At 51.6% G+C, this 25,170-nt stretch carries 21 protein-coding genes; 7 read left to right on the top strand and 14 right to left on the bottom strand.

The genetic code is table 11. The annotated features are described in order from the left end of the window. Positions 1–27: 27 nt before the first annotated feature. The 3 genes from U9M73_RS06405 to U9M73_RS06415 form a co-directional block, all read right to left on the bottom strand. On the bottom strand, positions 28–1,284 hold the full coding sequence (locus U9M73_RS06405) for a hypothetical protein (protein ID WP_260070299.1): 1,257 nt from the start codon (positions 1,282–1,284) through the stop codon (positions 28–30). Between the two features lie 14 nt (positions 1,285–1,298). Beyond that, positions 1,299–2,033: a phosphonate ABC transporter ATP-binding protein gene (locus U9M73_RS06410; RefSeq protein WP_009226168.1), complete on the bottom strand. Its 735-nt coding sequence runs from the start codon at positions 2,031–2,033 to the stop codon at positions 1,299–1,301. Positions 2,034–2,157: 124 nt separating this feature from the next. After that, a complete protein-coding gene (locus U9M73_RS06415; RefSeq protein ID WP_009226169.1) occupies positions 2,158–3,447 on the bottom strand; it encodes an MFS transporter in 1,290 nt (429 codons plus the stop codon). 74 nt (positions 3,448–3,521) lie between these two features. On the opposite strand from U9M73_RS06415, the gene U9M73_RS06420 reads away from it, so the two are divergent. Further along, on the top strand, positions 3,522–4,439 hold the full coding sequence (locus U9M73_RS06420; RefSeq protein ID WP_009226170.1) for a helix-turn-helix domain-containing protein: 918 nt from the start codon (positions 3,522–3,524) through the stop codon (positions 4,437–4,439). Between the two features lie 109 nt (positions 4,440–4,548). Further along, positions 4,549–5,316, top strand: coding sequence for an HAD family hydrolase (locus tag U9M73_RS06425; protein ID WP_009226171.1), 768 nt, complete (start codon positions 4,549–4,551; stop codon positions 5,314–5,316). A gap of 22 nt (positions 5,317–5,338) precedes the next feature. Here the strand turns inward: U9M73_RS06425 and U9M73_RS06430 are convergent, their stop codons facing one another. From U9M73_RS06430 to U9M73_RS06450, 5 genes are all read right to left on the bottom strand, one after another. Then, positions 5,339–7,615, bottom strand: coding sequence for a type IA DNA topoisomerase (locus U9M73_RS06430; protein ID WP_323076575.1), 2,277 nt, complete (start codon positions 7,613–7,615; stop codon positions 5,339–5,341). A 135-nt stretch (positions 7,616–7,750) separates the two neighbouring features. After that, positions 7,751–9,238, bottom strand: a complete 1,488-nt coding sequence (locus U9M73_RS06435; protein ID WP_260070302.1) for a glutamate synthase subunit beta — start codon at positions 9,236–9,238, stop codon at positions 7,751–7,753. A gap of 171 nt (positions 9,239–9,409) precedes the next feature. Then, positions 9,410–9,895, bottom strand: coding sequence for a dihydrofolate reductase (locus tag U9M73_RS06440; RefSeq protein WP_009226174.1), 486 nt, complete (start codon positions 9,893–9,895; stop codon positions 9,410–9,412). A gap of 30 nt (positions 9,896–9,925) precedes the next feature. Then, the gene (thyA, locus tag U9M73_RS06445; RefSeq protein WP_009226175.1) at positions 9,926–10,720 is read right to left on the bottom strand and encodes a thymidylate synthase; all 795 of its coding nucleotides are present in this window, start codon (positions 10,718–10,720) and stop codon (positions 9,926–9,928) included. 103 nt (positions 10,721–10,823) lie between these two features. Beyond that, complete coding sequence (locus tag U9M73_RS06450; protein ID WP_323076577.1) at positions 10,824–12,278, bottom strand: alkaline phosphatase family protein; 1,455 nt, start codon at positions 12,276–12,278, stop codon at positions 10,824–10,826. A 445-nt stretch (positions 12,279–12,723) separates the two neighbouring features. On the opposite strand from U9M73_RS06450, the gene U9M73_RS06455 reads away from it, so the two are divergent. Beyond that, positions 12,724–13,497, top strand: coding sequence for an MreC domain-containing protein (locus U9M73_RS06455; protein WP_323076578.1), 774 nt, complete (start codon positions 12,724–12,726; stop codon positions 13,495–13,497). Between the two features lie 7 nt (positions 13,498–13,504). On the opposite strand, the gene U9M73_RS06460 is transcribed toward U9M73_RS06455, so the two are convergent. Next, on the bottom strand, positions 13,505–13,969 hold the full coding sequence (locus tag U9M73_RS06460; RefSeq protein WP_323076579.1) for a hypothetical protein: 465 nt from the start codon (positions 13,967–13,969) through the stop codon (positions 13,505–13,507). Between the two features lie 120 nt (positions 13,970–14,089). Beyond that, the gene (locus tag U9M73_RS06465; RefSeq protein WP_232282342.1) at positions 14,090–14,905 is read right to left on the bottom strand and encodes a hypothetical protein; all 816 of its coding nucleotides are present in this window, start codon (positions 14,903–14,905) and stop codon (positions 14,090–14,092) included. A gap of 252 nt (positions 14,906–15,157) precedes the next feature. On the opposite strand from U9M73_RS06465, the gene U9M73_RS06470 reads away from it, so the two are divergent. The 3 genes from U9M73_RS06470 (at position 15,158) to U9M73_RS06480 (ending at position 18,898) form a co-directional block, all read left to right on the top strand. Then, positions 15,158–15,445, top strand: a complete 288-nt coding sequence (locus U9M73_RS06470) for an ArsR/SmtB family transcription factor (RefSeq protein WP_009226180.1) — start codon at positions 15,158–15,160, stop codon at positions 15,443–15,445. A gap of 4 nt (positions 15,446–15,449) precedes the next feature. Next, positions 15,450–17,969: an FAD-dependent oxidoreductase gene (locus U9M73_RS06475; RefSeq protein ID WP_323076580.1), complete on the top strand. Its 2,520-nt coding sequence runs from the start codon at positions 15,450–15,452 to the stop codon at positions 17,967–17,969. 110 nt (positions 17,970–18,079) lie between these two features. Further along, positions 18,080–18,898, top strand: coding sequence for a class I SAM-dependent methyltransferase (locus tag U9M73_RS06480; protein ID WP_260070307.1), 819 nt, complete (start codon positions 18,080–18,082; stop codon positions 18,896–18,898). 107 nt (positions 18,899–19,005) lie between these two features. On the opposite strand, the gene lpdA is transcribed toward U9M73_RS06480, so the two are convergent. Genes lpdA through pdhA form a run of 4 tightly spaced genes read right to left on the bottom strand, consistent with a single transcriptional unit; the run spans position 19,006 to position 24,172 of the window. Next, positions 19,006–20,421 (bottom strand): dihydrolipoyl dehydrogenase, encoded by a 1,416-nt coding sequence (lpdA, locus tag U9M73_RS06485; protein WP_260070308.1) that lies wholly within the window; start codon positions 20,419–20,421, stop codon positions 19,006–19,008. A 6-nt stretch (positions 20,422–20,427) separates the two neighbouring features. Continuing rightward, the gene (locus U9M73_RS06490) at positions 20,428–22,047 is read right to left on the bottom strand and encodes a 2-oxo acid dehydrogenase subunit E2 (protein WP_009226184.1); all 1,620 of its coding nucleotides are present in this window, start codon (positions 22,045–22,047) and stop codon (positions 20,428–20,430) included. A 28-nt stretch (positions 22,048–22,075) separates the two neighbouring features. Beyond that, on the bottom strand, positions 22,076–23,056 hold the full coding sequence (locus U9M73_RS06495) for an alpha-ketoacid dehydrogenase subunit beta (protein WP_260070310.1): 981 nt from the start codon (positions 23,054–23,056) through the stop codon (positions 22,076–22,078). A 48-nt stretch (positions 23,057–23,104) separates the two neighbouring features. Continuing rightward, complete coding sequence (gene pdhA / locus U9M73_RS06500; RefSeq protein ID WP_323076581.1) at positions 23,105–24,172, bottom strand: pyruvate dehydrogenase (acetyl-transferring) E1 component subunit alpha; 1,068 nt, start codon at positions 24,170–24,172, stop codon at positions 23,105–23,107. A 253-nt stretch (positions 24,173–24,425) separates the two neighbouring features. On the opposite strand from pdhA, the gene U9M73_RS06505 reads away from it, so the two are divergent. Next, positions 24,426–25,154 (top strand): alpha/beta hydrolase, encoded by a 729-nt coding sequence (locus U9M73_RS06505; protein ID WP_260070312.1) that lies wholly within the window; start codon positions 24,426–24,428, stop codon positions 25,152–25,154. Positions 25,155–25,170: the final 16 nt, after the last annotated feature.

Consider the following 25,170-nt stretch of genomic DNA (forward strand, 5'->3'; position numbering starts at 1 on the left):
TGGTTGCCCCCTCTTTCAAAAAACGGCTTAACGTTTAATTTCCGTCTCGCCTTTATTGACTTTTAAATCTGTATGGCTGAGGAACCCGATGACCTTATCGGCATCCCGTGCAAGCAGCTCCCAATCCCCTTTATTGCGCTCCCATTCCGACAGCGTAAAGAAGCGGATTTCCGCCACAGGCTCATTCGTATCGATCTTGACGAAGATTAGGTGCTCATTTTTGTCGGATTTCGTATCGATCGTCACATTGCCTTGCCATTCTTTCGGGAAGTTGAAGTAGAAACGTCCAGCCATATCCATATATTGCTGCATGACGAATTTGAGGCCTTCGTTCTCATCCCACTGGTAATAGGAGAACAGCCATGGAATTTCATCAAATGAAATATACTCCCAGCCTTTGGGCTTCTCCAGCATACCGATTTCCAGCAACCCATCATTATTGACGTCACCGCTGAGAATCGGATACCCTTTGAGCGTCATATCCTGTGAAGGCAGCAGGTTGACGAGCTCCCCATCCTTCATCACGATCACCGTCGAGAAGGCGGAATGGGTTCCCACCGTTGCGTCAAGAATAATCCCTTTTAGGTTGGGCGTAATGTTACCGCTGACCGCATTATAATACTCGCTGATCGGATCGTCGAGTTCCAGATGGCTTAATTCCTTAAAAGATCCGTCATATTGATACGTTGTAACCGTTGTATACTGCTCGCGTTTTAAGTTCACAACCGTGATATCCGGAATGTTATCCTGATTCAGATCGTCCACCATAAAATAATTGTACGGCAACGCGATCGCCTTCTCGACTTCGCTGCCGTTATAAGTATATACGGTTAATCCTTTTTGCAGCTCATCGGAGCCGCTGGAGAAGCCAGCGATAATCTCCAGATTGCCGTCGCCGTTTAAGTCCAGCAGATCAAACGTTTCAAGGACCTGACCTTCGCCATCAAAACGTACCTTCAGCACCCAGGAGTTCCCCTGATGCTCTAAAATCATCCCGTGGATCCGCACCGCTTCATCCGGCGTCTCATAGAAGACCACCGCCTCCTTGATCCCGTCGTTGTTCAGGTCAGGCGTGCGAATAGAGCTGATATTGCGGACGTCCCGCGGCGAGACGATCTCTCCGCCTTTCAGCTCGGCCTTAATGACGCTGATTAGCGATGCACGGTCGGTGGAGAGCTGCGGCGTTTGCATCAAGGATTTCGGATCGCTGATCACGCTGCAGCCGCTTAGGATCAGAAGCAGGCAAGCTCCAGCCCAAGCGGATAATCCCCTCTTAGTCAACATGCTCATCACTCGTTTCATACCAGATCAATCAGGCGTTTCTCTTCCATCGAGAGCCGCCGTCCGGACACGTCAAGCTTGATCTTTCCTTCAGAAAGTCCCCAGATCCGGGTGCAGTAACGCTCCGCCAATTCCAGCGGCAACGCCGTAATGACGATCTTATTTTGTTGCGTGCAAAGCTCCTTTAACGTTTCCAGCACGCGTTCCGCCGACTTAGGGTCCAGCCCGATTACCGGCTCGTCCGCAGCCAGGAAGCTAGCTCCGTGAACCAGCGCCCGGCAGATGGCCACACGTTGGCGCTCACCGCCGCTCAGCTTACCGGCTTTGACGTGGGCTTTGTCCAGCAGGCCGTATTTCTCCAGCTCGTCCATCGCGCCCATGTAATCGTCCGACCGTACCATCCCGGTCAGCCGGCGAAGAAGCGGAGTTTGTCCCACTTGTCCGATCAGGACATTTTTTAGCGCGGTTTTCTCCGGATACAAGGAGGGGTTCTGTTCGAGATAAGCGCATTGGGAGCGATATTTCTGTGAGCCGCGTCCGCCGCCTTCAATCACTTTGTCCCCGTTCCATGTATAATCGCCCCGATTCCAGCGTTCACGCAGCGCCAAGCAACGAAGGAGCATGCTTTTGCCGCTGCCGCTTGCCCCGACAACGCCAATCATTTCCCCTGCACCAAACTGGACGGTAATATCGCGAAGCACCTTCTTCTTATTTCCATCCACCGATTTCTGCAAGTGGTTGACTCTGATCATGTCCGATTTCTCCTTTTACGATTAAGAGGTACTCAATGTTGTTGTTCACCTTTTTTGAACTAACATGAAATTTGCAATACCCTTTCTTACCCTTTAGTGTATTGGAAAAATCAACGAAAATCCATTACAGCCTGTTCATATTTACGCTTTTTTTGTAAAGCTCCGGCCGGAATACCAGCCCGGATGCGGAAAACAACAGATAAGCCGAGCCCAGAAGGATGAATAACATCGGAGCCGCGCCTAGCTGCATGGCCGCTCCACCGAGGTTCGGGCCGATGATGCTGCCAAAGTTAAAATGAAAGGAAGCAATCACATTAGCGACCGGAAGCAAATGACGCGGAAGCAAATCCGCGGCATACGCCAGGCCCAGCGAGAAGAACGAACCCACCAAGCCGCCTGCGCCCATGAACAATAGAAGCAACGCCATAAAATGACTCCCAGCCAATGGAACAGCCAGAAACAGGAGTCCACCGGTGAGTCCTGCGGTCATCAGCACTTTTTTGCGGCCGAACCGGTCGCTTAGGATGCCAAGCGGGAGCTGAAGAATCAGGCCGCCGATGCCAAAGAACGGCAGCAATGCCGCGATATCCGCAGCGCTAAGCCCCGAACGTAAGCCGTAAATCGGAAAGTTGCTGTTCATGGAGGCTTCCATATATCCGTAAAGCAAGGCAGGCAGCAGTGCGAACCATGCCAGCCGGTAGATTTGCGGAACCTTGCGCGGAGCACCGGCTTCCTCCTGACGAACTGGTTCCGGCGCACGATCCGGCAAATACAAGGCGGCTAGGATCACGATGGTGAGGAACAGGATCGCCAGCAAAACGAACGGAACAGCCTGCCCGTATTCCAGCAGCCGGATGCCCAGCGGTCCAATGCTGAAGCCAAGCCCGTATGACATCCCGTACAAGGAGATGTTCCGGCCTCTTTTGTCCTGCGGCGATACAAGAATGATCCAGAGCTGCGAGGTAAAATGAATCGCACTATCCCCGATCCCGACAAGCAATCTCAGGATGAACCACAGCCGTAAATCCGATACCAGCGGAAACACCGGCAAAGCGAGCATAACGAGGACGACGCCGCTCAGCAGCAAGAGCTTAAACCCGGTGCGACGCAGCAGCTTCTCCGCCACCAGCGACATGGCAAACGATCCGACATAAAGGGCTGCAGCATGCAGCCCATTTACGGAGGAGGAGATCCCCCTTTCTTCCATAAATATGGACAACACCGGCAGCAGCAGCCCTTGACTGAGCCCCGCGATAATAATGACAGAGATCAGAATAAAGGTTGGGGTAAATACACGATGGGTCCTTCTGATCGAGCTTTCCAAAATGAAAACACTCCTTAAAAAACAAAGAAAAATCGTCAATATGTTGACGACTTTTCCCCAAATGATATTTTCCGAATAATCCTTTAACATTATAGTAGACAATCCACTACCGAACAAGCCATAATGAATCTGAATGCAAAGTTCTTTGGGAGGTTAGTTCAATCATGGCCTATGACGTGAAAGTGGACCATTCTTTGGTCTACGAACTGATCAGCAGCTTTATGATATATACGACACAAAAATGGGTGAATAATCTCGATGTCGGCCTGGAATGGATTGCCGAGGTTGACGCCCGCCTCGCGCCGGAGGAGCGGCAACAATTTGCCGAAGCGGCCAAGTACCCGTTCACAGACTATGACGTCTTGTACGTTTGGGCCTTGGAGCGAAACGGTGCGGTGGATATCCCGCAATTTCTGAACGACATCGCGGAAAGCTCTGTCGTGTCCCTTTACGACCGTACTAAATCCTACATTCCCACTGTGAGTAGTGAGACAATCGAACGGATTCAAAGCAGCTATATCCCGTTGCTGAAATGCTGGCACCGGCTTTATATGGCTTCCATCAAGAATCAATTCCTCCCGTTGCTGGAGGAAGATGCAGCCGAGAAGCATACGCTGCTGCAAAAGATGGACACCGACGCGCTGATCGAATACGCCTCCGGCGGGTTGGTGTTGGAGCCTTTGAAGCCAATCTCCTTGGTCGTGTTAACCCCATCGATCCATTTTCGGCCGATTAATACATACGTCTTCTACGAAAACGTGCTGTTCATCCAATACCCGCTCGATATTCCAGAGCTCGATGAGGATGAGCCGCCGATGGTATTAAAACGTCTGACCCGGGCCCTGGCCGAACCGCAGCGGTTGCGCCTCCTCCGCTACGTTGCCGATGAACCTAAATCGATGCAAGATATGCTGAAGGATCTAGGGGAACCTAAAGATCAGTTGATGCACGACTTGATGCGTCTGCGGGTCGCTGGCTTGCTGCGCATCCATCTGCTCGCCCAGGATACGGAGAAGTTCAGTATCCGTCCGGACGGGGCGGCGGAGCTCCAAATGTTCCTGGAATCCTATATTCGGCTGTAGTTTGATTTTATCGTAGGGCAGTCTGCTTTGGCGGGACGCTTCCGCTTGTGTTAGGATAGAGCTATACGTAGAGACAAGCGTGTCTTGGATAAGGAGTGACCCGTGAGAAATGAAAACACCCTCGACTCAACAAGTTATTTTTGATTTAGATGATACCTTGATCCATTGCAATAAATATTTTGATCTGATCCTGGATCAATTCGCTGACCTGATGACCGATTGGTTTAAGACGTATGGCATCTCGACGAAAGAGATCCGGGAGAAACAAACGGAAATCGATGTTGCCGGGGTTCATCAAATCGGGTTTGCCAGCTCGCATTTTCCCGAATCGTTGGTGGACACCTACCGATATTACGCTAGAGTTACGGGACGGAAGGCTCTTCCAGAAGAAGAGGAGCGTCTGATGAAGCTGGGGCTCAGCGTCTATGAGCAGCCCATCGAACCGTATCCCGGTATGGTCGAAACCTTAAATCTGCTTCGCAGCCAAGGCCATGAGCTGCACTTGTACACCGGCGGCGACACTGTGATCCAACAACGTAAAATCGAGCAGATGCGGCTCGCCGAGTATTTTCAGGATCGGATCTACATTCGTCAGCACAAAAATGCGAAAGCTTTAGAGGAGATTCTCCAGTCGCGGCGGTTTGATCGTTCCCGAACCTGGATGATCGGCAACAGCCTGCGGACGGATGTCATGCCGGCCCTTTCCGCCGGGATTAAGGCGATTTACATCAAAATCCCTAATGAGTGGCTGTACAATATCGTGGAGCTCCAGCATGACGGGGATTCGGAAATGCACACCGTCACTTCGTTGGTAGAAGTTCCCCGTGTAATCTTTAACCATATTCATCAAACCCAACGGCAAAAACGGACCCTATAGAGGTCCGTTTTGTTCGTTTCACTTAAGTTCGGGAAGGCTCCGCCTCCATCAGCTCCAGCTTGCCGGTCGTGCGATCGACCAAGGAGATGCGGGCTTTTACCTCGCCCCCCTCGCGTTTGAAGGATAACAGCTGGGTTTGGCCTTTCGTCAAGAGCGCGTTTAACATGGCCGGCGAGATTTTCTTGCCGCCGAACTCCTTCCAGATGACGAAGCCGCAGCCCTGCTTGTAATGCGTGCAGCCATAGCCCTTGCGGCCTTCGATGATTTGACCGCCGCAGCCTTCGCGCGGGCAGGGCGCCAGCGGTTGCAGGCTGCCTGCCGGCAACTGCTTCGCGGCGGCTTGGGCTGTGCGGCGCTCACTCGCCCCCGAAGCGGCGGCGGATCGTCCCGTTTTACCGCCGCTGCTGCTTCGGCTTCCGCGCCGGTTGCCCTTCTCCGTCTCGGCCGTCGCGAACATGGAGGCGTCCGCTTTTTGCTGCGTTCGCACCTTCTCGATTATCGATATGGTGAATCGGCGCACGTTCTCCATAAACTGCTCCCGCGCCGCTTCCCCCTTGGAAATCTGATATAATCGGCGCTCCCATTGCCCCGTCATCTCCGGCGAGGTCAGCAGCTCGACGCCGGCGCGGCGGATCAGCTCTACGGCGGTCCGGCCTTTTTGCGTCACCGTAATCTTTTTCCCTTGCATCGTAATGTATCCGACGTTCTTTAACCGCTCAATTGTTGCCGCCCGGGTGGCTGGAGTGCCGAGTCCGGCATCCTTCATCGCTTCGCGCAGCTCCTCGTTCTCCAGGTTCTTCCCGGCGCTTTCCATCGCTTTAAGCAGCGTACCTTCGGTATAATGCTTTGGCGGCTGGGTTGCCTTCTCCTTCGCTTCAGCGCCTGTGCATTGCACCGGACGGTTACGGTCGATCTCGAACGGCTCGCTGATCAGCTCTTCGGTTTCGTCCTCCTCGTCCTTCTTCTTGCCGCGTCCTTTTCCGGCTTTGGCTCCGTCATCGCCAGGAAGACATACCTTCCACCCCAGCGACAGCAGCTCCTTCACGTTGGTTTTAAACGTTTCGCCTTCCACTTCAGTCAGCACGGTATGTTGCTTATACTCCGCCGCCGGATAGAAATGGGACAGGAAGCGACGGATCACGAGATCGTAGATGTTCTGCTCCTCTTTGCTTAACGTGCCTGGACGCCGAAGCGTCGGCAGGATTGCATGGTGGTCCTCCACCCGAGACGGATTGCACACGGCCTTGTTGCCGACATGCACCAGATTCGGACGACCGCCTTCCGCCAGTTCCTTGTAGCTCGACGATTTCAGCATGTGCAGCACCTTATGCATCCCGTCGATATTTTGCTCGGTCACATAGTTGGAGCTTGTCCGCGGATAGGAGATCACCTTATGGCGTTCATAAAGCGCCTGGGCGATATCCAGCGTCTTCTTGGCGGAATAGCCGAACTTGGCATTCGCTTCCCGCTGCAGCAACGTCAAATCGTACAGCTTATACGGATACTCCTTCGTTTCTTTCACTTCGTATTCGGTGATCCGCCCTTCCTTCCCGCGAACCTTCGTGGCAATGGCCTCAGCCTTCTCCTTATCCGTCAACCGGTCCCCCTGCCAGCTGCCGGTATACTTACGGGTATCCTGCTCAAATTCCGCTTTGATCTCATAGTAGGTCAGGGAATCAAAGTTCTCGATTTCCTTCTGCCGGTCGTAAATCAGCGCCAGCACCGGAGTTTGTACCCGTCCAACGGACAGCAGCTCCCGATGTTTGGTCGTAAACGCACGCGTCGCGTTCATCCCGATCAGCCAATCTGCTTCGCTGCGCGCCCGCGCGGCCTGCGTTAGGTTCTCGAACTCGGACGCATCATGCAGCTCGGCAAACCCTTTGGCGATACTCTCATTGGTCAAGTCAGAAATCCATAACCGCTTGACGGGCTGGGTTAACTTTAACTGCTGCTGGATCAACGCAAATATGTACTGTCCTTCGCGGGCGGCATCGCACGCATTAACGATCATATTGCAGCGTTTCGCGAGCTCGCCGATGGTTTTCAACTGATCCTTCGTGCGCGGATTCGGCACAATCTTGAACCGATCCGGCAGAATCGGCAGGTCGTTGAAATTCCAGCGTTTGTATTTTTCATCATAGGCATCCGGTTCGGCCAATCCTAACAAATGGCCTATCGCCCAAGTAATGATGTAGCGCTCTCCCTCCAGGTAGGATCGGTTGTTTTTCGCCTTCGGCTCAATCACGGCGGCGATCGTCCGTCCCATATCCGGTTTTTCGGCTATTACGAGCGTTTTCATGCTTAAGGGCCCCTCTTCCTCTGTCTCTTAAATCTAAAAAAGAGCCGCGCTACGCGCAGCTCTAGTAAGCTAGTACCTATTATAGCATATTGACCCAGGATCGTCCTGTCAAAATGTTGTGGTTCGTAAGCGGGATTATACCAGCACCGTCGAACCCATCAGATATTTATCCACTTCACGTGCCGCCGCTCTGCCTTCGTTGATCGCCCAAACGACCAAGCTTTGGCCTCGTCGCATATCGCCAGCCGCAAACACTTTCTCGACATTGGTTTTGAATTGACCGTATTTCGCCTTCACGTTCGTACGGCGATCTCTCTCGAGTCCCAGCTCATCCGCGATCGTCGATTCCGGACCGTCGAACCCGATCGCAATCAGCGCCAGTTGCGCTGGGAAGACGCGCTCGGTTCCCGGAATCGGCTTGTAGATTTTGCGTCCGGTCTCGTCGACAATCCGCTGAATTTGCACGGTGTGCAGTTCCTTCAGGTTGCCGTTTTCGTCGCCGACAAATTTTGTCGTCATGATCGAGAATTCCCGAGGATCTTTACCAAACAATGCTTTCGCTTCTTCTTGGGCATAATCGAGCGTGTACACGTTCGGGAATTGCGGCCAAGGGTTGTTGATCGGATCCCGTTCCAGCGGAGCTTTCGCGTGGGTACCGAATTGTGTGACACTGCGGCAACCGTGGCGCAGCGCCGTCGCTACGCAGTCAGAGCCGGTGTCCCCGCCTCCGATGACGATAACATCCTTCCCTTCCGCGGACAAATAGTTCCCGTCGGTTAATCCGGAATCCAGGTAGCTCTTAATCGTGCCGTTCAAGAAGGGCATCGCATAATGTACCCCGTTCAAATCGCTGCCTTCGATATTAAATTCACGTGGTTTGGTTGCCCCTCCGCAGAGCACCACCGCGTCGTATTCATCGACAAGCTGCTTAGCTTTGATATCTTTGCCGATTTCCGTGTTCGTAACGAATTTCACGCCCTCGGCAGCCAGCAAATCGACGCGGCGCTGGACAATCGCTTTATCCAGCTTCATCGTCGGAATCCCGTACACCAGGAGACCGCCGATTCGGTCTGCGCGCTCATAGACCGTCACTTCATGGCCCGCTTTGTTTAATTGAGCGGCACAAGCAAGACCGGCTGGTCCGGAGCCGACAATGGCTACTCTACGGCCTGTCCGCTTCTCCGGAGGTTCAGGAACAACCCAGCCTTCTTCGAACCCTTTATCAATAATCGCCTGTTCAATCGTCTTGATCGTGACTGGCTCACCGATCAGACCTACGGTACAGGAGCCTTCACAAGGCGCAGGGCAAACCCGTCCCGTAAATTCCGGGAAGTTGTTGGTTTTGTGCAAACGGTCCAGCGCTTCTTTCCAGAGATTACGGTAAACCAGGTTATTCCACTCCGGAATCAAGTTGTGTACTGGGCATCCCGCTGTCCCGCCGGCCATATCAATGCCCGTGTGGCAATAAGGCGTGCCGCAGTCCATGCAGCGTGCGCCTTGGATGCGCAGATCCTCCTCAGACATATGTTTATGAAATTCTTCCCAATCCTTCACCCGTTCGGACGGGCTCCGGTCCCCGGGAAGTTCGCGCTTGAACTCCATAAATCCTGTTGGTGTAGACATCACAAGTTCCCCCATCCGTTATCATGTCACATGATATAAAAAGTCGGCGAGTCACCCCATACGGGCGATCGAAAACTTTTCATACGCCGTCATCAATGTATCTTGATGTTAGCATTCGGGGGGAATGTTATTAATGGATTAATGATATGATAATTTGTACTTATTATCACATCATTTGCGGCGTTCATAAGTGAGAAAGCGGTAATCATAGGGATTCTTCTCGTCCTGTACTCCCTGCTCCTCATGGACTAATTCAAAATCTTCCCATGAGAAGTCAGGGAAAAATACGTCCCCTTCGATATCCTCTTCGATTCGGGTCACGATCAGCCGATCAGCGAGCGGCAGGAAATGCTTGAACACGCCCGCACCGCCGATAATCATCAGTTCTCCCCGCTCCGCGTAGGTTAACGCTTCCTCCACGGAATGGACGACATCCGCGCCTTCCGCCTTGTAGGACGGATCCGCGGTCATCACGACACTGTGCCGGTTCGGAAGCGGCTTGCTGCCCATGGATTCCCAAGTCTTGCGGCCCATCACGATCGTTTTTCCTGTCGTATTCGCTTTAAAAAACTTTAGATCCGCCGGCAGTCTCCAGGGCAGCTGATTGTTCCGGCCAATGACCCCATTTCTGGACATCGCCCAAATTAGCGTGATCATCCCGATCGATCCCTCCATCCTCCGTAAATTTTATACAGCAACCGTTGCTTTGATCGTCGGGTGATACTGGTAATCGATAAATTCGAAATCCTCGTATTTATAGTCGAAGATCGAGTCCGGTTTCCGTTTAATCACCAGCTTTGGCAATGGATAAGGCTCGCGTTCCAATTGGGTTTTTACCTGCTCGATATGGTTGTTGTAAATATGCACGTCTCCGCCGGACCAGATGAACTCGCCAACCTCAAGGTCGCATTGCTGGGCGATCATGTGGGTGAGCAGCGCGTAACTAGCGATATTAAACGGCAGGCCAAGGAAAGTGTCCACCGAACGCATCGTCAGCATACAAGACAGCTTGCCGTTTGCAACATAAAATTGAAAAACGAAATGGCATGGCGGCAGCTTCATTTGATCTACCTCAGCTACGTTCCAGGCGCTTACCAGGTGGCGGCGAGAATCCGGATTTTTCTTGATCGCTTCCACCACGTTCGCGATTTGATCGATTTTCCGGCCGTCCGGGGCTTCCCAAGAGCGCCATTGCGACCCATACACCGGGCCGAGGTCGCCGTTCTCATCCGCCCACTCGTCCCAAATCCGAACGCCATGTTCCTTCAGATAAGCGATATTCGTATCGCCGCGCAAAAACCACAGCAGCTCGTGGATCACCGATTTCAAATGAATCCGTTTGGTCGTTACCAGCGGAAAGCCTTCGCTTAAGTCAAACCGCAGCTGCCGGCCGAAGACCGAGCGTGTCCCGACACCGGTCCGATCCTCTTTGGGCGTTCCGTTCTTCAGAACATCCTCCAGCAAATCCAAATATTTTCTCATGATTCTAACACCCCGTCACATTGGTCTACTAATCCATCCTATTATAGCAGACTTCCTCGGCTTTTGAATGAGTTGATGCCCAATCGGTGTCACCCTCTCCGATTTATTTACGGCTTTCCGTCTGCAGCAAATCTAGCAAGTAAGCCTTTAAATCGACGATACGCAAAAAATCCGGCCTCTTCTCCGTTCCGTAGATGATCAGAGGCACCAGCGAAGCTGACGCATCCAGGCCCCCATGAGCCCCGCCTCCAGCATGCGTGGGCGCTCCGGCTTCCGCGAGCTCATAACCCGGTTTGGCGGTGACGATGAGAAATCTCCCTTCATGGGATTGCAGGGCGCCTTGTAAGCGACGCAGTGGATCTGGATATTTTCCATACGTAATCCGGAGTGGCCCGGCATGCCCGGTGCCGTTCTCCCGCTTCAAATCGAGAATCCGTTCCACCCCTTGCACGGTCCAGGATTGATTGTAGGGATCCTGCAAATCCCCGCCTGCTTTGAATCTCATCGATGCCGGATCCCCTGCTTTCACACAGTGAATCCAGCCATCTTCCTGCCAGGTAATGATGTCGATTCGCGGGTCGCTCCTCAGCACATCGGCGATTTCCTTCAGCGGCATCTCAGGTTTCAAAATGTAGACATAGGCCATCGTATCGTTTACAGCAAGGGCAATTTCCGTAGACTGGTCGATGGCTTCGCCAGTCGGCAGCACGTGATACCGCTGTAACAGCTTGGGCAAATAAATCACCGGCTGTTGGTCTTTGGGCAACACTTGGCTCATTCCACTATCTCCCGCAACGATCAGAATCGTATCGTTGGGCGCTTGCGCTTGAGATTCGTAAGCCTCCAGCAACTCGCTTAGGCGCTGGTCCGTCTCCTTGATTCCTTCACGATCTGTAAGGCCGTGTTTGTGCAACTTTCCATCCAGGTCAGGCAAATAAATCAGCAAAAAATCCGGCAGTTGACCGGTTTGGATCAAGTATTTTACAACTCCAATTGCATATCGATCATTAAAGCCCATCCGGTCCGCAGGCCCGTCAGGCAAATCCGTCACCCCGTCAAGAGGGTTCGACAATGCCCCGAAAGCCAGAAAATCCGGCCCTTTCACTTGAAAAGGCAATGCCAGCGGAACAAGCCCGCGGAACGGTTGCGGCAAGTCGATTTGGTGTTCCGTCATCCCTCGGTAAACCAATCCGTTAACCGACCCGGAGGTGAAGCCCCTCCGCTTCAAATCCTCATATAGGGTCGACAGATCGGGATTCAAGTGCTTTCCATTCAAATCCTTTAACGCATGAGTCAAAACCGATTTCGTTCCGCGGCGCAAAACTTCAAAGGGACCAGAGCCATAACCGATAACTCTCTTGCCATGATGCGGATACCAGGTTAAGCCCGGCACATGATGAGCATCCGGATAGCGTCCGGTAAGCAGCGTACTGTCGATCGATATCGACATAGTCGGAAAGGAGCTAATCATATCAGGATAATATTGGCCATGCTGCATGAGATATTGAAAGGTGGGAAGCTCATTGTGCTCAATTCCGCGTTGAATCGATTGGTCCATGAGGGAGTCGACCAGAACAAAAATGACCTTTTTCTTGCCAGTGGAGGGTTCGTTTATCGATTGGATATGTAGTAGATCCGGTTCTTTAGGAATGGGGGTTGGACGGCATCCGCCCAACAGCAGACCTAAAACAACGAACGGAAGCCAGAAATAGCATCGCCCGCACCGCGAGAAATTGCATAGCATGTTGCTCACCAGCCTTAAAGTTTAAACATAGTATGTCATTTCTTCCTATGTAAATACCTCGAACCCGTTCATCTAGAACGTGAGTTCGTATAGAGGATTGACTTTTGGTGCCTGGTAGTTTATAGTTAAATATGCCAAAATCATATAGATTCAAGCGAGTGAAGCACCTCGCAAGTCAGGCGAAATCGCCTTTCTTGCCAGGTGCTTTTTTGCGTTCCTATGAGGATGGCAAATTCGTATAGGTGGGAGTTGACGGTTTATGAAGTGGAGAAATTCGATCAGACTGCTGTTGCTGGCGGTAATTACGATTTCGCTGATGATGAGCGGAACCCGACCAATGTATGCCGCAAGCTCTTGGGAAGCGGCCTTGAGCGGGATTGATGCGATGTATGATGGGTTAACCGCTGTACAAACGCTGGTCAAACAGGAAAGCCTTGAAATTTCAGCACTGCGCAAGAAGAATAATGACGCTTTGGCAGCAATCAATGCGAAGCTCAAAGCCATCGATCAAGCCACAATCACTCGCCTGACTCAGGAATCCGAATCATTGCAGCGGAAGCATGCCTCACTGTTGGAAGAGTACAAATCTTTGGGCAAGCAGGTTTCGGCAGCCAAGATACGCAAAGATAAGAAATCGGCGGATCTGCTGGAATTGAAGCGCAATCAGCTGAAGCCCGCAGCAACGGCTGCTTCAGCGGAAATCAAAGCGAAGAAGGATGCGCTGGCCGCTGCGAAGAAAGCGAAAGCCGCCAAAGTCAAAGTCGTTAAAGACGCGCTCGCCCCCGTACAAACGTTAAAAAAGCAGATCACCGCCGAAAACAAATCCGTCGCCGCCGCGCGAAAACACCTTTCGGCGGCTGATAAACGATATAAGGCCAGCGTCAAGCGAGGCGACGCCATTGTTGCAGCATTGGAGCTCAAGATTGTGTATGATCAAACGAAAGCCATTCACACTTCTTTAACGAAAGTGTACGATTGGGAAAAACAAATCTCCCGGACCATCACCAACGCTTCTGCGAAGCTGCCTAAATAGAGGCGGGTCACGATTCAGCAGTTAAGCTAAGCTCCAGACTTCCGCGGACTCCTTCGTCTTCGTATCGGATTTTGATCATTAAGGTTTCATTGATTATATCGGTAACCGGAACGTCATATTGCTCCGTCGTAGATGAATGTTTGTAAATTCCCATGGAATATACGGCGGCACATATGCGGTCCTCGGGAGGCGGCTCCTTACGAACAATGGTGATGGAGCTTCCACAGTCGGCAATAATATTTACCATCGTTCCCGTTTTGTTCGTTAAGGTGACTTCCAAACGATATTCCGACCCGTCCTCCGATCGGGTTGCGTTGGCCGTGACTTTCAGGATCTCGTCCTCGATTTGTCCGGCCAACCGTTCGGGATACACTGGGGCTGTTTCCTCGTGTGGGGCTAGCGTCCGGTTCCCCATCAACAGGCTGAACAGCAGGTAGATCAGATAAAAGATAGACGAGCTTCGAGCGAGCATGGGCAATCCTCCAAACTTTTCCTTCATTTCTCCTGTCGGTTCTATTGACGATTAACAAAGCCAATAGGTTGCCGACAGGAGAAGACGGAGGAACTTTGTTTGGAATTATCTCATAGATGCTTACAAAGGAGCCGTATATCTACCGTATCGGGTTTCAAGTTCGATTAACCGATCTTTCTCTCCATGCAGGAATAACACATTGATCCCTTCCGCCCCATACCATTCCAACCCTATTAATATCCCTTTACCGGTAGTTTGGGCCGCAAACAGAAAGGAAAACATCTCCGGGGTCACTTCCCCCTGGTCATCTACCCGCCAGACGCTATTCGTATCCTCGGCAACAGCGGGATAGTCTAGGACGACAACTCCATGGTCCCGCACGAGGACGAAACTAAACAACTGGTTCTTCCCGTCCGGCTGAAATAACGCCAAATACAGTTTCGCATCCGAACCAACCTCCACTAGACTCCAGAGTTGCCGAATTGTTCTGTCCTTCTCGGATTCAAGCTTCTCGCGTAGAGGTTCATCCATTACCGAGCGTCCATCGGTAACGACGTTCAATAAGGAATCCAGCGGGATGTCCTGCGGTTGGAAGAGATAATACGTCGCATTCGGTTGTGCCGTACCTTCGGTCACAGTGAAGATATCCCCGGACAAATGCGCGAAATTGTAGGAAGTGTCTCTTCCTGAACCTGCGCCGTCTCCTCTTTGCCATGTATCGTAGGTGACGGGTAGCACAACTCCGTTCTCGCCAATTGCATGGGTGATTTGAGCCAGCTGCTCCTGCTGCCCCTCTTCCTCCCCGGCCACGATGATCCGGCTTCCAGTTTCGTCAGCAAATCCGAAGATCCCCTTCAATTGATCCGGATCTACTTCAGCAGGAAGCACCGGAGTAGACGATAATTGACCTTCCCCATTGTGATCTTGTTTGGTCATGGACGGTTGCTCCATCTCTGTGCCTGTATAACCCCCATTGTCCTGTGCTTCTGGATCACAACCAGCCACAATCAAAGTCAATAGCATGAATAAGAACCTACCTGCTTTTTGCATGCAAAAGGCACCTCCGGGTTTGACGTACTCTCTAACTACTGTATCTAACGCATGTTGTACTTATAAGTTGCAAAATGCATTGTTATATCGTAATATTAAGATATAGTGATTGATAGGATATTAATGAGGTGAACCTACATGGATTACAATTTCAAAGCCTATCAGGAAACAGCAGAAATGCTGAAAGCCTTGGCGCATCCGGTTCGGTTATGTATCGTCCGCGGTTTGTTGGATAAGAAGCAATGCAATGTGACGTACATGCAGGAGTGCTTGGATCTGCCGCAATCGACCGTATCCCAACACCTGCAGAAGCTGCGCAGCTTAGGTATCGTTGAAGCTGAACGCAACGGATTGGAAGTCAATTATCATTTGGCGAATGAGCGAGTCATTAAACTGGTTCGCCATCTGTTCGAGGAGGAACAATAATCCGATGAGCAAAAAGGTAATTATTGTCGGAGGCGTTGCCGGCGGAGCCTCTGCGGCCGCAAGACTTCGCCGTCTGGATGAAGAAGCGCATATCATCATGTTTGAACGGGACCCCTATATTTCGTTCGCGAACTGCGGGCTCCCCTACTACATCGGCGATTCGATCAAGGAACGCTCGAAGCTGTTGGTGCAAACACCGGAAGCGATGCAGCGCCGTTTTAACATCGATGTCCGCACGGAAAGCGAAGTGATCGGGATCGATCCGGCGACCAAAACCGTGCTGGTCCGCAGCAAAGAACGCGGCGAATACCGCGAAAGCTACGATGCCTTGATTTTGTCGCCCGGCGCGAAACCCATCCGTCCGAATCTTCCCGGCATCAATAGCAGCCGTATTCATACACTGCGGAATATACCGGACACCGACCGCCTGAAACAAAGGGTTGTGGATGAGCACGCAGGTTCGGCCATTGTGATCGGCGGCGGTTTTATCGGCGTCGAAATGGCCGAGAATTTAAGAGAAATCGGGCTTGAAGTGACGTTAATTGAAGGCGGTCCGCAAATTCTGGCACCGTTTGATCCCGAAATGGCGGGAGTCCTAGCCAAAGAGCTGGAGAATCACGGCGTGAAGCTGCGATTGTCGCAGACCGTCACCTCGTTTACGGAGCAAGGCAACCGGATTACGGTGCACACTTCGGACGGGCGCGAAAGTACTGCTGATTTCGTTGTATTGGCGATTGGCGTAAAGCCGGATACCGCTTTTCTGAAGGATACCGGCATCGAACTTGGACCAAGAGGACATATTCTCGTAAACGATAAGCTGGAAACGAGCATTCCTGACATTTATGCCGTGGGGGACGCTGTTGAAGTCGTTGATTTCGTCAATGGCTCGAAAACAGCGATCCCGCTCGCCGGACCTGCCAACAAGCAAGGACGGATCGCTGCGGACAACGTCTGCGGTCTAGGAACCACCTATAAAGGCTCGCAAGGCACGTCCATTATCAAAGTATTTGGACTTACCGGAGCGGCTACCGGGAACAATGAGAAAACACTCCAACGGATGGGCATCCCATACCATGTCACCGTGGTTCATCCTAACTCCCATGCCTCCTATTATCCCGGCGCTACCCCGCTCTCGATCAAGCTGTTGTTTCAGCCTGACGGAACGGTACTGGGCGCGCAAGCCGTTGGGTATGACGGGGTAGATAAACGGATTGACGACATCGCCACGGTGATACGATTCCGCGGAACGGTAGCGGATTTGGCCGAGCTGGAGCTGGCTTATGCCCCTCCCTACTCCTCGGCAAAGGATCCGGTCAACATGGCGGCGTATACCGCCGAGAACATCTTGAGCGAAAGAGTTCGCGTGTTTGTGCCTCAGGATTTGGCGACCCGGGATGAACAAACCACCATGTTGGTTGATGTTCGTTCAGAGCTGGAGCATGCCAACGGACATATTCCCGGCTCCCTGCTGATCCCGGTCGATGAGTTACGTGATCGCTTGAATGAGCTGGACCCGAACAAGGAAATTTGGGTCTACTGCCAAGTAGGGCTGCGCGGATATACCGCTTCTCGGATTCTGCAGCAAAAAGGTTATAAAGTACGCAACCTAACCGGCGGTTACAAGCTGTATCAAATGGCCAATTACCAGCCTGGTCAGGCAATTTCACAGGAGCTTCCCGCAGATCATACGGCAAAAATGGAGGTCGCCGCTGCGGAGACAGTCCCGGCCGAACCACAGACTGAGCGGCATTCGGCCGCGCCAAGCGAAGCCCAAGCCAAGCAGCATGCCGATGCGGAGCTCGACGCCTGCGGGTTGTGCTGTCCGGGTCCGTTGATTCAGGTCAAACAAGCGATGGACCGTTTGGAAGCCGGACAAATTCTGCACGTAACCGCATCGGATCCGGGTTTCTATGAGGATGTGCAGGCATGGGCCGCCATGTCCAAACATCAGATGCTCCAGGTCGCCAAGCGTGCGGATGGCATCATCGAAGCCTATTTGCGCAAGGAAAACCCGGTTCAGCCTGAGGCTGCTGCGGCGCAGCCGGCGTCCTCGCCGGAAGGCTCGACGATGATCGTATTCAGCGGTGATCTGGACAAGGCGATCGCTTCGTTTATTATCGCCAATGGCGCAGCGGCCAGCGGCAAAAAAGTCACGTTGTTCTTCACCTTCTGGGGACTGAACATTCTTCGCAAGACGGAAAAGGTTCCCGTCGCCAAAACCTTCATCGGCCGCATGTTTGGCATGATGATGCCGCGCGGCAGCCGCAAATTGTCCCTTTCCCGCATGAACATGCTCGGACTCGGGGCGAAGATGATTCGGGGCGTGATGAAACAGAACAACGTCTCGTCCTTGGAGGAATTGATGGCCAGCGCCATGGAGCAAGGGGTTGAAATCGTGGCCTGCCAAATGTCCATGGATTTGATGGGCATACGCCAAGAAGAGTTGATCGACGGGGTCAAAATCGGCGGAGTTGGCTATTATTTAGGTAAGGCCGATCAATCGGGCATTAATTTGTTTATTTAAATGCAAAGGGTTCTTGGTCTACGCGGCCGAGAACCTTTTTTTTGCTAGGCTTTTTTGCGGTATAATTGGTAATAACCTTCGTCTTGCGTATGAAAAAGGAGAGTTGTCTAATGAGCGAACAAATCCGTCAAAACAACATTGAACGTTTCAGCGGGTTCAGTGATCTGTATGACCAGAGCCGACCCAAGGCTCCGGTTGATTTAATTGGCATCCTCACGATGTATTTAGGCCGCAGCCCGGAGGTCATTGCAGATGTCGGTTGCGGTACCGGTCTCTCCTCCTTTATCTGGCTGGATCATGCGAAGCAAATCGTCGGGATTGAACCCAACGATGATATGCGCGCCGTAGCGATGAACCGCTGGCAGGAACTCGGCGGTCCAAAGCAGCTTCAATTTGTTAAAGGCTTGTCTTATGAACTGCCTTTGGAAGACTCCTCCGTTGATCTGGTCACTTGCTCGCAATCCTTTCACTGGATGGACCCGCAACCGACACTGCAAGAATTCGCCAGGGTATTGCGTCCTGGAGGCATTTTTGCCGCATACGATTGCGATTGGCCGCCGGTCGCCTCGCCCCAGCTTGAGCAAGCCTATGAAGAGCTCATTCAACTGGGTGACAAACGAGCCAGCGAACTAAGTGAAACCGGGAAGGAAGCCTATAAATGGCCCAAAGATCAGCATTTACAGCAAATCCGCAAGAGCGGCCTGTTCCGATATTCCCGTGAGATCGTCTTTCACCATTGGGAGGACTGTGATGCCGATCGGTATGCGAACTTGGCCCTCAGTCAAGGCGGATTGCAAACCGCCTTGAAATTAGGCGCGGACGAAATTGCTGCCGCTGCCGAGCAATTTCGCGCACGAGTGAAACAGGGATTTGGCGGAGAAAGTCGACGTATCCTGTTTGGCTATCGGATGCGGCTTGGAGTGAAATGAAGTCAAAACCAGCAATAAAAAAGGGGCAAGACCGTAACATCGGTCTTGCCCAACATATTTAGGAGATGAACCACTTTTAGAAGAAGTGGGATAAACGTTCGCTAATTTTAGCGGGAAATGACGTGGATCGGATGACCTTCGACCAGCTCTGCAGTTTCCATCACGATTTCGCCCAAGGTTGGGTGAGCGTGAATGGTCAGCGAGACATCTTCGAGCGTTGCGCCCATCTCAACCGCCAAGCCCAGCTCAGCAATCAGGTTGGATGCTTCGATCCCGACGATTTGCGCGCCGAGAACGACATGGTTATCAGCGTTAGCAACGATCTTGATGAAGCCGTCAGGCTGGTTCAGAGAAGTCGCGCGACCATTGCCCGCAAACGGGAACTTGCCGGCTTTGACTTTGTAGCCCTTCTCTTTCGCTTCCGACTCCGTCAGACCTACGCTGGCGCATTCCGGATCGGTAAATACGACCGCTGGGATCGCTTTGTAATCCACCACGGAAGGAAGTCCCGCGATGGCTTCTGCCGCAACTTTCCCTTCATAGGAAGCTTTATGCGCAAGCGCAGGGCCAGCTACGATATCGCCGATCGCAAAGATTTTCGGGTTGCTGGTGCGGCCTTGATGGTCAACTTTAACCAAACCGCGGTCAGTCAACTCAACGCCGGCCAGATCCAGACCCAAATCGCCGTCGGTGTTCGGACGACGTCCAACCGTTACCAGCAAGTAATCGGCGGTAACTTCTTTGCTTTCGCCGTTTACGGAATATTTCACCGTAACGTTCTTATCGGTTTGTTCTGCACTTTCGGCTTTAGCATTCGTCACGATTTCAATGCCGGTTTTCGCCATGTTCTTGGCAACCAGACGAGTCATGTCTTTATCAAAGCCAGGCAGTACCGTATCCATACCTTCAATGATCGTCACTTTCGTGCCGAATTTGGAGTACATTTGGCCGAGTTCGGCACCGATATATCCACCGCCGATAACGATGAGGCTGCTTGGAACTTCTTGCAGCTCCAGCGCTTCCGTCGAGGACAGGATGCGTCCGCCAAACGGGAAGGCTTTCAGCTCGATTGGACGGGAGCCGGTTGCCAAAATGCAATGCTTGAAGCGATAACGCGGCGATTCATGATCGTTGAAGCAGCGAGCTTCGTTTTCATTGATGAACATCACTTCACCGTTGAAAACTTCGATCTTGTTGCCTTTCAGCAGGCCGGTAACGCCTTGGGTCATCTTCTTAACGACACTGCTTTTGAATTCCTGGGTTTTCTTGAAGTCTACGGTCACCTTCTCCGCTTTTACCCCAAACACCTCTGCATGTTGAGCAGATTCGTATTGGTGAGCTGCCGCGATCAGCGCTTTGGACGGGATACAACCACGGTTCAAGCAAACACCGCCAAGCTCGGCTTTGTCGACGATGAGCACTTTTTGCCCGAGTTGGGCGGCACGAATGGCCGCCACATATCCGCCGGGACCTGCCCCAACAACTAATGTATCAATATCAATAGAAGCATCTCCTACTACCATTGACGATTACACCTCCATAACGAGCAGCTCTGGGTTAGCGAGCAGCTGTTTGATATAGTTCATAAAGTTCTGTGCTGTTGCACCATCGATCAGACGGTGGTCGAAGCTAAGCGACAAGGCCATAACCGGTGCAGCAACGATTTCGCCGTTCTTAACCACCGGTTTTTCGGTGATGCGGCCGGTACCAAGGATCGCTACTTCAGGGTAGTTGATAATCGGCGTAAAGAACATACCGCCAGCAGAACCGATGTTCGTGATCGAAATCGTGCTGCCCTTCATTTCGTGAGGTGCCAGTTTGCCTTCGCGGCCGCGGGATGCCAGGTCTTTGATCGCTTCGGCGATCATCCATATGCTCTTCCGATCCGCATCTTTAATGACCGGAACGATCAAGCCGTTATCGGTGTCGGTTGCGATCCCGATGTTGTAGTATTTCTTATAAACGATCTCATTGTTCGCTTCATCGATCGAAGCGTTCAGAGCCGGGAATTGACGGGAAGCGGCCACCAGCGCTTTAACGATGAATGGAAGATAAGTGACTTTAATGCCTTTCTTCTCGGCGATTGGTTTCATGCGAGTACGGAAAGCAACCAGTTCCGTAACATCCACTTCATCCATAATGGTAACATGCGGAGCCGTGTAAGCCGATTTCACCATCGCGTTGGAAATCGCTTTGCGGATACCCTTGAACGGAACGCGTTCTTCTTCGCCCTCTGTTGCGATCGCTGTTGGTGCAGCGGCAGCAGGCGCTTTTGCAGTTTGGGCTGGAGCAGCGGCTTGTGCAGGTGCAGCAGCTTGAGCTGGAGCAGCGGCGGCAGCTCCGCCTTTCTTGAAGTTGTCAACGTCTTCCTTCGTGATTTTACCGGCTTTCCCTGTCCCTGGTACCAGCGACAAGTCAACGCCTTGCTCGCGAGCATATTTGCGTACGCCAGGCGTAGCGAGGATCTCACGGTTTGGAGCTGCAGGAGCTGCGGCTGCGGCCGGTGCGCTTGCTGCAGCAGCAGGAGCGTCATGACCTTGTGCAGGTGCTGCGGCTTGTTCAGGCAGATCGCCTTCGGCATCGATGATGGCGACGACTTCGCCTACGCGGAAGATCGCACCGTCTTTGCCGAACACTTCAAGAACCGTACCGTTAACTGGACATGGTACTTCAACGACCGCTTTGTCGTTTTGGACTTCCATAATGATGTCTTCGTCCGTTACCTTGTCGCCCGGTTTAATATGCATTTTGATAATTTCGCCTTCATGCAAACCTTCGCCAAGCTCAGGGAAGCGGTACTCGAATTTAGACGAAGAAGCTGCTTGCGGAGCCGGAGCTGCTGCTGGAGCAGCTGAAGCGCTTGCTTCAGCCGCTGGAGCTGGAGCACCTTCTTGTTCAGGAATATCGCCTTCAGCTTCGATGACGGCAACAACTTCGCCTACACGGAACACAGCACCGTCTTTACCAAACACTTCTTGTACAACACCGTTCACAGGACATGGTACTTCAACAATCGCTTTGTCGTTTTGTACCTCCATGATGATATCTTCATCCGTTACTTTGTCCCCTGGCTTGATATGCATTTTGATGATTTCACCTTCATGCAAGCCTTCGCCTAGTTCAGGGAACCGATATTCAAACTTCGCCACAGGAAAGACCTCCTATTTGTTCTTCGATTTAGAATTCCAGCACTTTGTTAACACCATCGATCACGCGAGCCGGAGACGGCAGCCATTGATCTTCGATTTGCGCGAACGGATAAACGGTATCCGGTGGAGCGATACGCAGTACAGGAGCTTCCAGGTGCAGAATCGCTTTCTCGTTAATTTGCGCGATGACTTCCGCAGCGATACCGGCCGATTTTTGCGCTTCTTGAACGATGATAGCGCGATTCGTTTTCTTCACAGAGGCAATAATCGTATCGATGTCGAGCGGTACGAGGGTGCGCAGGTCGATCACTTCAGCTTTAATGCCTTTGGTTTTTTCCAATTCTTCAGCAGCTTTAACTGCGGTATGAACCATAAGACCGTATGCAAGAATCGTTACATCGGAACCTTCGCGAACGACTTTGGCTTTGCCCAGTTCAACGGTATATTCACCTTCCGGCACTTCTTCGCGGAACGCATGGTACAGGTTCAAGTGTTCCATGAAGAATACAGGATCGTTATCGCGGATCGCAGAGATCAACAGACCTTTCGCGTCATAAGGGTTCGAAGGAACGACCAGCTTGATCCCCGGAGTTTGGGCGATCAGGCCTTCCAAAGCGTCGGTATGCAACTCAGCCGCTTTAACGCCGCCGCCAAACGGAGTACGGAACACGATCGGGGAATGATAACGTCCGCCGGAACGGTAACGCATCCGGGCCGCTTGTACAAGAATTTGGTCCAATGCTTCAAAAATAAAGCCAACAAACTGAATTTCCGCAATTGGACGGAAGCCTTGAATCCCCAAGCCTACCGCCAAACCGCCAATAGCGGATTCTGCGAGCGGCGTATCCATTACGCGCTCTTCCCCGAATTCTTTTTGCAGACCTTCTGTTACACGGAACACCCCGCCGACATTACCTACGTCTTCGCCGAAAATCAGAACATTTGGATCGCGTTGCAGTTCGACGCGCAAGGCGTCACGAATCGCTTCTTTCATATTCATTTGTGCCATTGCTTGTATCCTCCTCTATAGAACGATCAGACTAATTTACACGTACGTTTATTGAAAATCGGCCTTTTGCTCTTCCAGGTGTTTAGGCGTTACTTCAAACATGCTGTCGATCAGGCCAGGAATTGTCATTTTTTCCGTTTGTTCTGCTTTCTTAATATGCTCGTTTACTTTCGCTTTCGCTTCTTCTTTCACACGAGCGGTATCTTCTTCGGTCCAAAGACCCTTCTTCTCCAAATATTTAGCCAGACGAGCGATCGGGTCTTTCTCGCTCCATTGGCCTTCTTCTTCCTTCGTCCGGTATTTCGAAGTGTCGTCAGACAGGGAGTGTGGACGGAAACGATAAGTTACGGCTTCAATCAAAGTAGCGCCTTCCCCGTTGCGGGCACGTTCAGCAGCTTCACGCACGGCGCTGATAACTGCAAATACGTCCATCCCGTCGATTTTCACGCCGCGGATCCCAGCAGCAACTGCTTTGTGCGCGATCGACAAAGCTGCAGTTTGTTTGGAGAACGGTGTCGTGATGGCATAACCGTTGTTTTGCACGAAGAAAATAACCGGCAGTTTAAATACGCCAGCGTAGTTCAATGCTTCGTAGAAATCGCCTTCGGAAGAACCGCCGTCACCGGTGTAAGTGATAACGACTTGTTTTTGTTTTTTGAGCTTGTAGCCCATGGCGATCCCCATTGCATGCAATACTTGTGCGCCGATGATGATTTGCGGCATAAGTACGCTAACGCCTTCCGGAATTTGTCCGCCATGTTGATGGCCGCGGGAATACAGGAAAGCTTGATACAGTGGAAGTCCATGCCATACGAGCTGCGGCATATCGCGGTAACCCGGGCAGATGAAGTCCTCTTTATCCAGCGCAAATTCACTACCTACCATTGTCGCTTCTTGCCCGGAAACTGGAGCATAAAATCCGAGGCGGCCTTGGCGGCCCAAGTTGATCGCACGTTCGTCCCAAGTACGGGTAAATACCATGCGATACATCAATTCTTTTAATTCATCGTCGGACAGAGCCGGTACTTTATCTTTGTTAACGATTTCACCGTCTGGCGAGAGCACGGTCAAAGCTTCTACTTCTTCCGTGTATACTTCATAAGGAATCTTGCTCATTTTTTTCACCTCGACTGAATATTTGATTAACTTGTTCCTCTGTTATAGAATTATTATACTCCTGTTTCATTCTAGAAGTCAAAGGAATTAAGGGTTGTTGTGTTATATTTTTATCTTTGTTTATGTAACAGTTTTGGGAAATTAGTATAACACAGATCTATTTTGTGGTAAGCTAGCGATATCCTGCATCATGCTAAATGTTACTTGATTCAACATCCAAAAGCAAAATCTATCGTACGGAGTGTGTAGAACTATGACAGATTCGAAATATTTGAAACGAACCGTTGTCAAAGAGGAAATCCATAGCCAGTTCTTAGGAGAGAAACGTTATCTGCGCGTGTATCTGCCTCCAGGTTATAACGAAATCCTCAGTTATCCTGTCGTTTACTGTCAGGACGGCGAGGAGTTCTTCAATTTCGGACGAATTGCGACACATGCCAATCGACTGATCTTAGATGAAGGGATCGAGCCGTTCATCATTGTTGGCATTGAAGTAAATACTGCAGTGCGCACAGAAGAATATGCCCCGTTCGGAAACCGTTTTGAGGCCTATACCCGCTGTTTCACGGAAGAAATTATTCCCTTCATCGAACGCAATTATCCGGTTCGTCGTGAACCCGAGGAAAGGGTGCTGGCTGGTGACTCTTTAGGGGCAACTGTCTCCCTTCATCTGGCTATGAAAAATCCGAAACTGTTTTCCAAAATCATCAGCTTGTCCGGCGCCTACTATGAACCATCTCTGAAGATTCTCGCTCAAGAGACCGATCTCTCCTATTTGTCGCTCTTCATGATCGTGGGATTGCAAGAGGATCATTATACAACGGATACAGGCACCTATAATTTTGTTGAGTTAAATCGCAAAGCCAAGGCCTTACTTGAAGAACGCGGAGCCCGCGTCACCTATTTCGAGAAGGACGGGAAACATTTATGGGGATTTTGGCAGCAAGAGCTGCCTGATGCGCTGGTACACTTCTTAAAATAACGCTTTCATATCCAGA

The organism is Paenibacillus phoenicis (assembly GCF_034718895.1).
GTDB lineage: Bacteria > Bacillota > Bacilli > Paenibacillales > Paenibacillaceae > Fontibacillus > Fontibacillus phoenicis.